Raw genomic sequence first — 13,003 nt, forward strand, 5'->3', positions numbered from 1 at the left:
CGCGGTCGGCGCGGCGCCATCCAGGTCCGCCTTCACGATGCGGCCATTGGGACCGGAGCCGGCAACGGTCCCCAGATCGACGCCCTTGGCCTCCGCCAGGCGGCGGGCCAGCGGGCTGGCCTTCACCCGGCCCTCCGAAGCAGGCGCAGCAGCAGCTGCGGGTTGAGCCGGAACAGCGTCCGCCTTCGGGGCGGGGGCGGCCGCTTCGGCCTTCGCGGGAACGGGATCGGCCTTGGGTACGGGGGCGGCATCGGCGCTCGCGCCATCAGCGGCGGCGGCGGCGGTCGCCACATCTTCACCCTCTTCGGCGATGATGGCGATGACGGTGCCGACCTTCACGCCCTCCGCCCCTTCGGCGACCAGGATCTTGGCGACGATGCCTTCATCCACCGCCTCGAATTCCATCGTCGCCTTGTCGGTTTCGATTTCCGCCAGCAGATCGCCAGACGACACCGTGTCGCCCTCCTTGACCAGCCACTTGGCCAGCGTCCCTTCCTCCATGGTCGGGGACAAAGCGGGCATCTGGATCGTCTTGCTCATGCGTTCGGGGCCTCTTCTTGATTATCGGCTCGCGCCATTTGCCGCCCCGTTTCCACGCATTCGCCGGATCGGTCAAGCGACCGCTTGCGGAAGGCGGGTTTATACCCCACATTTCACCTGACTGGTTCGTTGACGGGTTTTTCCCGACCGTCGAGGCCATAAGTTCAACGCGGGGGCGATAAGAAATGCGGACATATCTGGTTGTCGTGGACGAATCGCCGGAGGCTGAAACGGCGCTGCGCTTCGCCGCGCGTCGCGCCGCCAAGACCGGTGGCGCGGTGCGTATCCTGGCGCTCATCCCGCCGGCCGAATTCGTGCAATGGGGCGGGGTCCAGGCGACGATGGAGGATGAAGCGCTGCAACGCGCCGAAGCGCTGGTGACCAGTGCGGCGGGCACGCTCTCCAACGAATCCGGCATCCGTCCCAGCATCACCGTGCGACAGGGCGAAGCCGTGGCGGTCGTGCGCAAGACGCTGGAGGAAATGGACGATGTCGCCGCCCTGGTGCTGGGCGCGGCGGCGATCGGCAATCCGGGCAAGCTGGTCGCCCATTTCACCGGCGCCGACACGGGCAAGCTGCCGTGCCCGATCATGATCATCCCCGGCGGCCTGGATGCAGAGGCGATCGACCGGCTGAGCTGATAAGGTGCGGGAGGGTCGGGTTCTACCGATTATGCTTCCCGCGCTTCGCCCCGATATGCCGGATATTGGTAGGCCGCCCGCGCTTGATCCCCGGCCTCGTCCGGTCCCGCTTCATCGGCCCGCCGCGCGGCGCGGGCACGTCAGGCAATTCAAAACGCAGCGATCCGTTGATCGGGTCGGCCTCCGCCAGCCTTAGCTCCAGCCGCTGCCCGACCGCATAGCGTTCGCCCGTCTCCACGCCTTCCAGCGCCTTGCCCGCCTCGTCATAGAAAAAGCGTTCCGCGCCCAGCGTCGATACCGGCACCAGCCCGTCGCCGCCCAGCCCCTCGACCGTCGCGAAAAAGCCGAAATTCTGAACGCCCGTGATCCGCGCCGGCATCACCTCACCGACATGGGCGGCGAGATAGGCCGCGACATAGCGATCGACGGTTTCGCGCTCGGCCTCCATCGCCCGGCGTTCATGGCCTGAAATCATCTCGCCGACCCGGCCCATATTCTCATAATCATCCTGGCTGAGCGATGATCGATCCGGGATCACCCCGCCCTTGGGTGCTGGCAGTTCCAGCCCGTGGGCGCCCACCAGCGCGCGATGCACCAGCAAGTCGGCATAGCGGCGAATGGGCGAGGTGAAATGGGCGTAGCTGCCCAGCGCAAGGCCGAAATGCCCCATATTCTGCGGCGCATAATAGGCCTGGGTCTGGCTGCGCAGAATCTGGACCATGATCTGCTCCTTCTCCTCCGACTCCGCGATCTTGCGGATCAGCGCGTTGAAGGTCGATGGCCGGATCACCTGGCCCAGCGCAAAATCCATGTCGAACGTGGCCAGATATTCCTTGAGCGCGACCAGCTTGTCGCGGCCCGGTGCTTCATGCACGCGATACATGACCGGCGCCTTCTTCGCTTCCAGCGCCTTGGCCGCCGCGACGTTCGCCGCGATCATATAATCTTCGATCAGCATATGCGCGTCGAGCCGTTCGCGCACCGCGACGCTGACGATCTTGCCGGCCTCGTCCAGCACCACCCGCCGCTCCGGCAGGTCCAGAGCCAGCGGATCGCGCGCCTCCCGCGCTTTCCGCAACAGCGCCCAGCAGGCCCAGAGCGGCTTCAACGCCGGTTCCAGCAGCGCGTTATCCTGTTCGCCGTCGATCGCGGCCTGCGCATTTTCATAGGCCAGCACCGCCGCCACCCGGATCACCGCCCGCGTGAAGCGCCACGCCGTCACCTTGCCCTGCGCATTGATGGTCAGGTGGCAGGCCATGGCCGCCCGGTCCTGCCCCGCGCGCAGCGAGCACATGTCGGATGACAATTGATGCGGCAGCATAGGCACCACCAGATCGGGAAAATAAACGCTGTTGCCGCGCTTGCGCGCTTCCTTGTCCAGGGCGCTGCCGGGGCGCACATAATAGCTGACATCGGCGATGGCGATGATCGCCCGATACCCGCCCGGATTGGCTTCATCCTCGTCCGGCGCAGCCCAGACCGCATCGTCATGATCGCGCGCATCGACCGGGTCGATCGCGACGATCGGCAGGTGGCGCAAATCCTCGCGCTTGTCCTCATGCAGCGGCAGGGCCGACGCCTTGACCGCTTCCTCCTCCACCCGCTCCGGGAACACATGGGGGATGCCATGTTTGTGGATCGCGATCAGGCTGAAGCTGCGCGGCGCGAACGGATCGCCCAATATGTCGGTGACCCGCGCGAAAATGCGCGGCGGGCGGCCATGGGGTTCGGCCAGAACCAGATCGCCGGGCTTGGCTGTGCCCACGTCGCTGATCGGCGTATCCTTGCGGATGCGCTTGTCGACCGGGCGCAGCCACAGTTTGCCGTCGGCCATTTCCTCGACCACGCCCAGCAATTCCTCGCTCGCCTTGGCCAGCTTCTTCATCACATGGGCGACCCAGCCCCGGCCGGTCTCCTCGGTGCGGGCCAGGACGCGGTCGCCGATGGTCAGAGCGCCGCGCTTTCCACGCTCGAGCACGCGCAGCCGCGGCGCGGGCTGCCCCTCCGCCTCCCAGCGCTCGGGCGTCGCGATCAGCGTCGTGTCATCCACATCGACGATCCGCAGCACCGTCACCTTGGGCACGCCACCCATCTTGTGGAAGGCGCGCGCCGGGCCGATGTCGATCAGCCCTTCGTCCGCCATGTCCTTGAGCAGCGCCTTGAGCGCGATCTTCTCCTGCCCTTTCAGGCCGAACGCCTTGGCGATCTCGCGCTTGCCCGCGGGCGTATCGCATTCGGCGATGAAGGCCATCACCTGATCGCGGGTGGGAAAGCCGGCGGGCCGGACCTGCGCGCCGGCGGAACGGGACGTCTTTTGTTTCTGGTTGGATGCCATTGAACAGCTATAGGGTCGCAACCGCGCCGGCGCCAGTGGGGCATCGTCGGGCCGAGGCGAAACCGCTTGCCGCCGCACCGGCCGCGACGCATCATGCCGACCATGAACCGCCTGTTGATCCCCGGCGAACCCTTGCCCTGGTTCCATGGCGCCGCTCTGGACGGCAATCCCCGCTACGCCCTCCATACGGCTGCGGGACGCTGGTTCGTGCTGCTTTTGATGGGCACCGGCACGGCCGCCCCCTGCGGTGCGGCACTGGACCTGCTTCAGGCGCATCGCGATCTGTTCGACGACGAACGCGCTTCCTTTTTCGGCGTTACCATCGATCAGGGCGATGCCGACGAGGAGCGCATCGCACAGAGGCTGCCGGGCATTCGCTGGCTACTGGATTATGATCGCTCCATCTCCACCCTGCTTGGCGCCTGTCGGGAAGAAGAAGATGGTCGTCACCGCTACCGCCCCCATTGGTTGCTTGTCGACCCGTTGATGCGGGTTCACCAGGTCGCCGATCTGGCCGAAGGCGGCGCGCTGTTCGAACGACTGCGCGCGATGAAGGGGCAGCCAGCACCCGAAGCCGCCGCGCCCGTGCTGGTGGTCCCCAATGTCTTCGACCGCGACCTTTGCCGCCGCCTGATCGCTTTGCATGACCAGACCGGCGGGGAGGATTCCGGCTTCATGCGGGAAGAAAACGGCATCACCATGCTGCGCGTGGATCACAACCACAAGCGGCGGCGGGACCAGGTGATCGAAGATCAGGCGATGGTCGATTTGCTCAAGGCGCGGATAAATATCGCCCTGCGCCCGATGATCCAGCGCGCCTTTCAGTTCGATGCGACCCGTATCGAACGCTTTCTGGTCGCCTGTTACGACGCGCGGGAAGGCAGCCATTTCAGGCCGCATCGCGACAATACGACCAAGGGCACGGCGCATCGGCGCTTTGCCTGCACCATCAACCTCAACGAAGAGGCGTTTGACGGCGGCGAATTATGCTTTCCCGAATTCGGCCAGCGCCGCTATCGCGCGCCGACCGGCGGCGCGATCGTCTTTTCCTGCTCGCTCCTGCACGAAGCACTGCCGGTGACGCGGGGCCGGCGCTACGCCTTCCTGCCCTTTTTCTATGACGAGGACGCGGCCCGGTTGCGGGAACGCAATATCGGCTTCGTCACGCCAGAGGTTGCAGGCTATCGTTCGGGGCTGGAATCCCAAAGCGAGGAGACGCCTTCGTTCTGAGCCACCCGCGCTTGCCAATGTTCCTGATATGTTCTAGCTTCATGCCATGGCCGTGGAAAAGGGAAGAGGCGCAACGCTCAATGGCGAAAGCCGCCGCTTCAACCTGCCCGAACGACAGGAGGACGGCGACTGGCTCGATGCGGCCGAAGCGATCGACGGTCCGCGCGGCCGGATCAGGACGCAGGTCACGGTGGAGCGGCCGCGCACCATCATCGCCCGCAACGCCTCGCCCGACATCGCTTTCAGCCAGTCGATCAACGCCTATCGCGGATGCGAACATGGCTGCATCTATTGTTTCGCCCGGCCCACCCACGCCTATCACGACCTGTCGCCGGGGCTGGACTTCGAAACCAAACTCTTCGCCAAGCCCGACGCCGCCGCCCTGCTGCGCGCCGAACTGGCGAAAAAGAACCATGTCGTCAGCCCCATCGCCATGGGCACCAATACCGATCCCTATCAGCCGATCGAAAAGGATTGGCAGGTCACGCGGCAGGTGCTGGAGGTGCTGGTCGAAACCCGGCACCCCACCTTCATCACCACCAAGTCGGACCGCATCCTGCGCGACATCGACCTGCTCGCCGACCTGGCGCGCGACAATCTGGTGGCGGTGATGATCTCCGTCACGTCGCTCGATCCGAAGGTCGCCCGCACGCTCGAGCCGCGCGCGCCGCATCCCGAACGCCGGATCGCGGCGATCGCGCGCCTGGCGCAAGCCGGCATTCCCGTATCGGCGAACATGTCTCCGATCATCCCCGCCATCAACGATCATGAGATCGAAAACCTGGTCGCCCGCGTCGCCGCCGCGGGCGCGCGCGACATCAACTACATCCTCGTTCGCCTGCCGCATGAGGTCGCCCCGCTGTTTCGCGCCTGGCTGGACGAACATCATCCCGACCGCGCGGGCAAGGTCATGGCGATCATCAGCGATCTGCGCGGCGGTCGCGACAATGACCCCAATTTCGGCAGCAGGATGAAGGGCCGGGGCGTCTGGGCCGACCTTATCCGCGCCCGCTTCATCAAGGCACGCCGTAGCGCGGGGCTGGGCGGCGATCGGCTGACGCTGCGCACCGACCTGTTCCGGCCACCGGAAGGCGCGCAGATGCGGCTATTGTAACGGGGCAAGAGGCGCCGCACCGATCTGTGCCGTCATCCCCCGCTCGACGGCAGATCAGGAGACGGACTCCAGCATTGGCCAACGGCCGCCCTTCGATCGCAGGAAGACGGTCAAGGTGGATTTCGGACAGTCAACTTCTGGATACATAGCCGGCGATAGCTGACGCTGCGCGGTAACAAATCTTCCGGCAACAATCGCCTGGAGTCGGCCATTTAAAGCGCGTCCAGAACTCCCTGAAACCTGCCGTTCACAGCGTGAGACCGTCTACGCGAACAGGATCGCTGTGGCCGAAGTCAGCAAAGCTAGGACCGTGGGATAAAATGTCAGGGCGAACCCGAATGCGCGGCCCTTGGCCCCATATCTATAGCCCGCCCAAAACAGGATGCGTCCGATCGCAAAAAGGCAGACTAATGCCACAATAAGCGCGTTAGACCGCTGAAAAGTTGCGGCCACGATCATATGGGCGACTATAGCCAAGCCGACTTGCTCGAACGTATTTTGGAGGATCGATCCCGCAATCCGAACCTTGTCAGACCCCGCGTCGGCGCTGCTTCCGCCGATATCAGGTTCGGAGAAAAATCGCAGCCGGGCAACATTGGCTATCGCTGCCCCCAGCCAAATAATCACGAACACATCAGCTCGAATAGCAAACTGTAGACGAGCAACGAAGGTTTCCGCTGTCGCATTGGTCATCGCCACGGCACCTAAAACCAAAATCGCGGTAGCGAGTGCGCTGGCCATCGCCAACGCTACACCCTGTTGCTCTTGCTTGAAGTCACCCACCTCCGTCATCTGCCCTTTCTTCACTGCTGTCTCATGGTGGACGAATAGCAGCTTTTTAACACCAGAAAGCAAAGCTGTCCGACCGCAATCCACCAGATTTCGTCATTCAGCCTTATACGAACCATCTGAATGAGTGTCCGGCTTCAAGGACGCTGATGATCTGCCGGAGTAACAAAAATGCTCGTTGACGGACACCATGTTGTTGATCTCGTCATGCCGGGCGTGACCCGGCATCCCGTTTCATTTTTCGCGCCGATCACAAAGAGGCGGCTCCCGGATCAGGTCCGGGGCAATAGGAAAATCCGGGGCCGCTTCTGCTCGCCATGCTGATCGTCAGCCTTCATCCCGCATCCCGCCAGCTTTAAATGTAGGATTTTGTCTGCTCTATCCTGTGCGATGGAACAGCACTGCCTTCCCGCCCTCGCCAACCCGCGCCGGTCACGCGACAGGCGCGTTACCGTTGCGTCGCCGGGGCCCAACCGGGGCGTGACTGACGCGTCGGCGTTACTTCACTGGCGCGTCAGCGATACTATTGGGGCGAAACGGGCCAAATTTGCCCCACGACGGTGTGAACTTCGGCCCGTGGCGTTTTCCAACGCCGACTCGTCGCAAATCACCCCACCAGCCGCATCCCCGACCGCCGCGTCCGGGTGCGATAGCCGTCGGCCTTCACGTCCATTCGCTCGAACTGATGGATCGACACGCCGGCAAGGGTCGCGATCGCGTCCACCTGGTCGGCGCCCAGACTGTAACGGTCGCCCAGAAACACCCGCGCCGCCTGCCCCCCGTCTACTTTCGCGCGCAAAAACACCTCGCTGCGTCCGCCATCCGCACCGGCGAGCAATGCGGCCAGCGCCTCGACCGCCTGCTCGCTCTCCACATCGACAGTCAGTTCCATCCGCGACGCGCTGGCGATGGCGCGGAAGGGTTCGACGCTGCGCACGGTCACGCGCGGCGTTTCCTCGCCCGGCAGCCGGTCCAGTTCCACCACCAGCAGCGCGCAATCGCCGTCGCGCGCCATCTCCTCGATCGCCTTGCAGCCATCCTCGTCGAAGCAGCTCGCCTGAAACTGGCCGCTCTGGTCGGAGAAGGTGGCGCTGGCATAGCGCGCACCGCGCTTCGTCTCACGCCAGCGCACATCCTCGACCATCGCCGCCATGATCGTCATCACCCGCCCTTCCGCATTGGGCGCGGGCATCGGCGCCTGGCAGATGGCGCCATAGCTGCGCGCGCCCCGCGCCTCGGCCAGATGGCGATAGCGGTCGACCGGATGGGCGGAGAAATAAAAGCCGAACGCCTCCTTCTCCTGCGCCATGCGGTCCGCCACGGTCCACGCCTGGTGCGGCGGCACCCGCACATCGGCCTGGGGCGTGTCGCCGTCGCCGAACAGGCCACCCTGCCCGCTTTCGCGCGCCTGTGCGTTACTGGACGCGACCGACAGGATGGTCTCCGCCGCCGCATGGACACCGGCCCGGTCGGCATGGATGCCATCAAACGCACCCGCCGCCGCCAGACTTTCCAATTGCCGCCGGTTGAGCATCCGCGGCTCGATCCGGTCGGCAAAGTCATCCAGGCTCTTGAACGGCCCGCCCACGTCCCGCTCGGCGACCAGTTGCTCCATCGCCTTTTCGCCCACGCCCTTCAGACCGCCCAGCGCATAGCGCACGGCAAAGCCCAGCCGCGCGTCCTCGCCCTCATAAGGCACGGCCTCGACGGTGAAGTCGGCCTCGCTCCGGTTGAGGTCCGGCGCGAGGCAGGTCAGCCCCATGCGCCGCATATCATCGACAAAAACGGTCAGCTTTTCCGTCAGATGAATATCGAACGCCATCGACCCGGCATAGAATTCCGCCGGATAATGCGCCTTCAGCCATGCCGTCTGATAGGCGAGCAGCGCATAGGCGGCCGCATGGGATTTATTGAAGCCATAGCCCGCAAATTTGTCGATCAAGTCGAACAGTTCGTTCGCCTTGGCCGCCGGAATGTCGCTCGCCGCGCAGCCCTCGACAAAGCGCGACCGTTGCGCGTCCATCTCGGACTTCACCTTCTTGCCCATGGCGCGGCGCAACAGGTCCGCATCGCCCAGCGAGTAGCCGGCCAGTATCTGCGCCGCCTGCATCACCTGTTCCTGATAGACGAAGATGCCATAGGTTTCTTCGAGGATCGGTTTCAGGAGAATATGGGGATATTCAATCTCTTCCTGCCCGTTCTTACGACGGCCGAACATCGGGATATTGTCCATCGGACCGGGGCGATAGAGCGACACGAGCGCAATGATGTCACCGAAACTGGTGGGGCGCACAGCCGCCAGCGTCTTGCGCATCCCTTCCGATTCCAGCTGGAACACACCGACCGTGTCGCCGCGCTGGAGCAGTTCATATACCGCCGGATCGTCCCAGGCGAGCGTATCGAGATCGACCGTCACGCCGCGCGCCGCCAGCAACTGCACGGCCTTTTGCAACACGGACAGCGTCTTGAGGCCGAGAAAGTCGAATTTCACCAGCCCAGCGCCTTCGACATATTTCATGTCGAACTGCGTCACCGGCATGTCGGACCGCGGATCGCGGTAAAGCGGCACCAACTGGCTCAAAGGCCGATCGCCAATCACCACGCCCGCCGCATGGGTGGAACTGTGGCGCGGAAAACCCTCCAGCTTCATCGCATAGTCGATCAGGCGACGGACCTGATTGTCATTATCATATTCCGCCCTGAACTCGCTGACACCGTTCAGCGACCGTTCCAGCGTCCAGGGGTCGGTCGGATGGTTGGGCACCAGCTTGGCGAGCCGGTCGACCTGGCCATAGCTCATCTGGAGCACGCGCCCCGTATCCTTGAGCACGGCGCGCGCTTTCAGCTTACCGAATGTGATGATCTGCGCCACATGATCCGCGCCATATTTCTGCTGGACATAGCGGATCACCTCGCCACGTCGGGTTTCGCAGAAGTCGATGTCGAAGTCGGGCATCGACACACGTTCCGGGTTCAGGAACCGCTCGAACAGCAGGCCCAGTTGCAACGGATCGAGGTCCGTGATGGTCAGCGCCCAGGCGACCAGCGAACCGGCGCCCGAACCACGGCCCGGTCCCACAGGAATATCATGATCCTTCGCCCATTTGATGAAGTCGGCAACGATCAGGAAATAACCGGGGAAGCCCATCTGGATGATAATGTCGGTCTCGAACGTCAGCCGCTCGAAATAGGGCCTGCGCGCCTCCTCGCCGATGATCCCCGCCCTGGCGAGCCGCGCTTCCAGACCCGCCGTCGCCTGATCGCGCAGCATCCGCGCCTCGCCCTCAATGTCGCCGGCCAGGCTGGGCAGGATCGGCTTGCGCTTGGGCGCCGCCACGGCGCAGCGCTGGGCGACCACCAACGTATTGGCAAGCGCCTCGGGCAAATCATCGAACAGCCGCTTCATCTCGCCTGCCGGCTTCATCCAGGCGTCGGGCGAGCTGGTGCGCCGATCGGGCGTCTCGACATAGGCGCTGTCGGCGATGCACAGCATCACATCATGCGCTTCATGGAAATGCGGCTCGGCAAAGCAGGTGGGGTTGGTCGCCACCAGCGGCAGGTCGCGCGCATAGGCCATGTCGAGCAGATGCGGCTCCGCCTTGCCTTCGATCGGATCGAGGCGACGGCATATTTCGACATAAAGCCGCTCCGGAAACAGCGTCTCCAGCCGCTCGGCATAGGCGACCGCCGCGTCGGGCTGATCTTCGGCGAAGAGCCGCGCAAGCGCCCCTTCCCCGCCCGCCGTCAGCGCGATCAGGCCATCGGTTCGCCCCTCCAGCATGTCCAGCGAGACGTGCGGCACTTCCTCGACCGGGCGGTCGAGATGCGCCATCGACACCAGCGCGCACAGATTGTCGTAGCCCCTGGCGTCCTGCGCATAGAGCGCGACCCAGTCATGCACCGGCGTCGCATTGGCCGGCCGCCCCGGCCGCAGCACGCCCAGCATCGCGCCGATGATCGGCTGCACCCCTTCGCCCTTACAGGCGTCGGAAAAGGCCATCGAGCCGTAGAGGCCGTTCCGGTCCGTGATCGCGGCCGCAGGAAAGCCGAGCGCCTTGGCCTGTTTGGCGATCTTCTTGGGGTCGATCGCCCCTTCGAGCATGGTGAAGGAAGAAAAGACGCGAAGCGGTACGAAAGCGGCATGAGGCATGGCGTCACTCTAGGCGCCGACCATGAGTCGGCGCCAGCCCCCTCGGACTCGAAAGCTGTGGACAATCCGATCCGGCGCCAAGGGTTAAACAATTCCCAACCTATCGCACCTAAGCTCGCGCGACCATGCGTCTTTCCACCATCACCAACTGGGCCTATGGCGCGACCGTTGCGCTCACCCTGCTTTCGGGTACGACCATGCTCCTTGCGTCCGGCGCAGAGGAGCGCGAGCGCGCCGCCGTCGCCCAGCGCGCCACGTTCGATCAACTCACCGCGACGTTGGAAGAGGATGTTTATCGCCTCAGCGAACAGGCGCGCGGTTTCGTCGTGACCGGCAATCCCAGCCACATGATCGTCTATCGCCGCGAACTGGCGGAGTTGAAGTCGGTCGAGGACCGCGTCCAGCACCTTAAGGATGCCGGCGCCAGCGCGACCGAACTACAGGCGCTCCAGCAGGCGCTGCACTGGGCCGACGCATTGCTGGACGAGCAGGAGGTCGCGCTGAAGGCGGCGCAACAGGGCAAGGACAGAACCGCGCGGGCGATCCTGTTCGGGGATGAATATGGCCGCGAGATGGACCGGGTCGCGGCGCAGGTCGCCAAATTCCAATATATGCTCGACCATCGCACCGACCAGGCGGTGGCAACCGCAACCGACTCGGCGCGGCTGTGGCGCACCATGTCCGAAATCATGCTTGGCGCGACGGCCCTGCTGTTCCTGTGCGTTCTCTACTTCATTCTGAAACAGCGCATTCTTCACCCCGTGGTCCGACTGAGCGACGTCGTGACCCGCTTGGCCGCCCAGGACTATGCCGCCATTCCCCCCGACCTGCGCCAGGTCGATGAAATTGGGGATATGGCGCAGGCGATCCGCATCTTTCGTGAAAACGGACTGGAACGACAGCGGCTGGAGCAGGAACAGGAAGACAATCGGGCGATGCGCGACTTGCTGTCCCGCATGACCCAGCGGCTTCAGGGCTGCGACAATATGCGCGACCTGGCCGAAGTCGTGCGCCGCTTCACCCCCGAGATCGCACCGCTCTTCGCCGGCCGCCTTTACATTCAGGACAGCCGCAGCAGCATGATGCAGCAGGTCTGCCAGTGGGGCGTGCCGGCGCAGTCGCGCGCCGATTTCCCGCCCTCGGCCTGCTGGGCGCTGCGCCGCGGCCAGCCCCACCGCCCGGCCGGCGATGCAATCGACATTCCCTGTGACCATCTGGACGGAATGGCGGACGCGGCGACGCTTTGCATCCCACTGATCGCGCAGGGCGAAAGCATCGGCCTGCTCTACCTCGAGCGCGCGCAGGACGCGCTTCCCGACGAAGTCGCCCGAACCGAGAAATATATCGAGATGCTGGCCGAGAATATCGGCCTTGCCCTCGCCAACCTGCGTCTGCGCGACGCGCTGCGCGACATGGCGATGGCCGATGCGCTGACCGGTCTCGCCAACCGCCGCCATTTTGACGAGGTGCTGAAATTTCAGGTCGAACAGACCGAGCGGAACGGGACTCCGCTCTCCTGCCTCATCCTCGACATCGACCATTTCAAGCATTTCAATGACGAATTCGGCCATGATGCCGGCGACGCCGTGCTTCAGGCGGTGGGCGGCGTGCTGGGCCAGGCGCTGCGCGAAAAGGGCAACGCCTTCCGCCTGGGCGGGGAAGAGTTCGTGCTGCTGATGCCCGGCTTCCAGCCCGATCAGGCGCTGGAGCGCGCGGCTCAGGTTCAGCAGGAAATCCGTAATCTGCGGGTCGAACATCGCGGTAAGGCGCTGGGAGCGATCACGGCATCCTTCGGCCTTGCCGCCTTTCCCGACCATGGCGCCGCCGACCGACTGCTCCGCACCGCCGACGCCGCACTGCTGCGGGCGAAGCGGGATGGCCGGGATCGGATCGTGGTGGCGGCCGAACGCGACCCGTCGGCATCAGCTGCCGCCTAACATCGTCTCCAGCCGGCCTTCGTGCAGCCGGACCACGCGGTCCATCTTCTGCGCCAGCCGTTCATTATGCGTCGCGACCAGCGCAGCGGACCCTTCGCCACGCACCAGCCGCAGAAATTCGCCCAGGACGATGTCGGCTGTGCGCTCGTCCAAATTGCCGGTCGGCTCGTCCGCCAGCACCAGCGCCGGCCGGTTGGCGAGCGCCCGAGCAACCGCCACGCGCTGCTGCTCGCCCCCCGACAACTGGCTGGGCCGGTGGTCGAGCCG

General features: G+C 64.7%; 9 protein-coding genes. 4 read left to right on the top strand and 5 right to left on the bottom strand.

The features are described from left to right. The coding region (locus C100_RS26945; protein ID WP_024018123.1) for a biotin/lipoyl-containing protein at nucleotides 1–540 on the bottom strand (540 nt) is incomplete at its 3' end. A 185-nt stretch (nucleotides 541–725) separates the two neighbouring features. Here C100_RS26945 and C100_RS26950 point away from each other — a divergent pair. Beyond that, the gene (locus C100_RS26950; protein WP_024018124.1) at nucleotides 726–1,181 is read left to right on the top strand and encodes a universal stress protein; all 456 of its coding nucleotides are present in this window, start codon (nucleotides 726–728) and stop codon (nucleotides 1,179–1,181) included. Between the two features lie 22 nt (nucleotides 1,182–1,203). Here the strand turns inward: C100_RS26950 and rnr are convergent, their stop codons facing one another. Then, on the bottom strand, nucleotides 1,204–3,516 hold the full coding sequence (rnr, locus tag C100_RS26955; protein ID WP_024018125.1) for a ribonuclease R: 2,313 nt from the start codon (nucleotides 3,514–3,516) through the stop codon (nucleotides 1,204–1,206). Nucleotides 3,517–3,618: 102 nt separating this feature from the next. Between rnr and C100_RS26960 the strand changes: the two genes are divergently transcribed. Together C100_RS26960 and C100_RS26965 are read left to right on the top strand one after the other, a co-directional pair. Next, the gene (locus tag C100_RS26960; RefSeq protein WP_037529493.1) at nucleotides 3,619–4,746 is read left to right on the top strand and encodes a 2OG-Fe(II) oxygenase; all 1,128 of its coding nucleotides are present in this window, start codon (nucleotides 3,619–3,621) and stop codon (nucleotides 4,744–4,746) included. A 46-nt stretch (nucleotides 4,747–4,792) separates the two neighbouring features. Further along, nucleotides 4,793–5,860 carry a PA0069 family radical SAM protein gene (locus C100_RS26965; protein ID WP_024018127.1) on the top strand — a complete coding sequence of 356 codons (1,068 nt, stop codon included), beginning with the start codon at nucleotides 4,793–4,795 and terminating at the stop codon, nucleotides 5,858–5,860. A 264-nt stretch (nucleotides 5,861–6,124) separates the two neighbouring features. On the opposite strand, the gene C100_RS26970 is transcribed toward C100_RS26965, so the two are convergent. Together C100_RS26970 and dnaE are read right to left on the bottom strand one after the other, a co-directional pair. Then, nucleotides 6,125–6,667: an MAPEG family protein gene (locus tag C100_RS26970; protein WP_235218990.1), complete on the bottom strand. Its 543-nt coding sequence runs from the start codon at nucleotides 6,665–6,667 to the stop codon at nucleotides 6,125–6,127. A 589-nt stretch (nucleotides 6,668–7,256) separates the two neighbouring features. After that, nucleotides 7,257–10,799, bottom strand: a complete 3,543-nt coding sequence (gene dnaE, locus C100_RS26975) for a DNA polymerase III subunit alpha (protein WP_024018129.1) — start codon at nucleotides 10,797–10,799, stop codon at nucleotides 7,257–7,259. Between the two features lie 125 nt (nucleotides 10,800–10,924). Here dnaE and C100_RS26980 point away from each other — a divergent pair, with 125 nt between their 5' ends. Continuing rightward, the gene (locus tag C100_RS26980; protein ID WP_024018130.1) at nucleotides 10,925–12,736 is read left to right on the top strand and encodes a diguanylate cyclase; all 1,812 of its coding nucleotides are present in this window, start codon (nucleotides 10,925–10,927) and stop codon (nucleotides 12,734–12,736) included. Here the strand turns inward: C100_RS26980 and C100_RS26985 are convergent. Further along, on the bottom strand, nucleotides 12,722–13,003 hold a 282-nt coding region (locus C100_RS26985; RefSeq protein WP_024018131.1), incomplete at its 5' end, for an ATP-binding cassette domain-containing protein. The two genes, C100_RS26980 and C100_RS26985, sit on opposite strands and share 15 nt — an antisense overlap.

The organism is Sphingobium sp. C100 (assembly GCF_000508185.1).
Taxonomy (GTDB): domain Bacteria; phylum Pseudomonadota; class Alphaproteobacteria; order Sphingomonadales; family Sphingomonadaceae; genus Sphingobium.

Coding starts and splice junctions, on each gene's coding strand:
- C100_RS26950 (WP_024018124.1), top strand. CDS start 726: ATGCGGACATATCTGGTTGTCGTGGACGAATCGCCGGAGGCTGAAACG.
- rnr (WP_024018125.1), bottom strand. CDS start 3,516: ATGGCATCCAACCAGAAACAAAAGACGTCCCGTTCCGCCGGCGCGCAG.
- C100_RS26960 (WP_037529493.1), top strand. CDS start 3,619: ATGAACCGCCTGTTGATCCCCGGCGAACCCTTGCCCTGGTTCCATGGC.
- C100_RS26965 (WP_024018127.1), top strand. CDS start 4,793: ATGGCCGTGGAAAAGGGAAGAGGCGCAACGCTCAATGGCGAAAGCCGC.
- dnaE (WP_024018129.1), bottom strand. CDS start 10,799: ATGCCTCATGCCGCTTTCGTACCGCTTCGCGTCTTTTCTTCCTTCACC.
- C100_RS26980 (WP_024018130.1), top strand. CDS start 10,925: ATGCGTCTTTCCACCATCACCAACTGGGCCTATGGCGCGACCGTTGCG.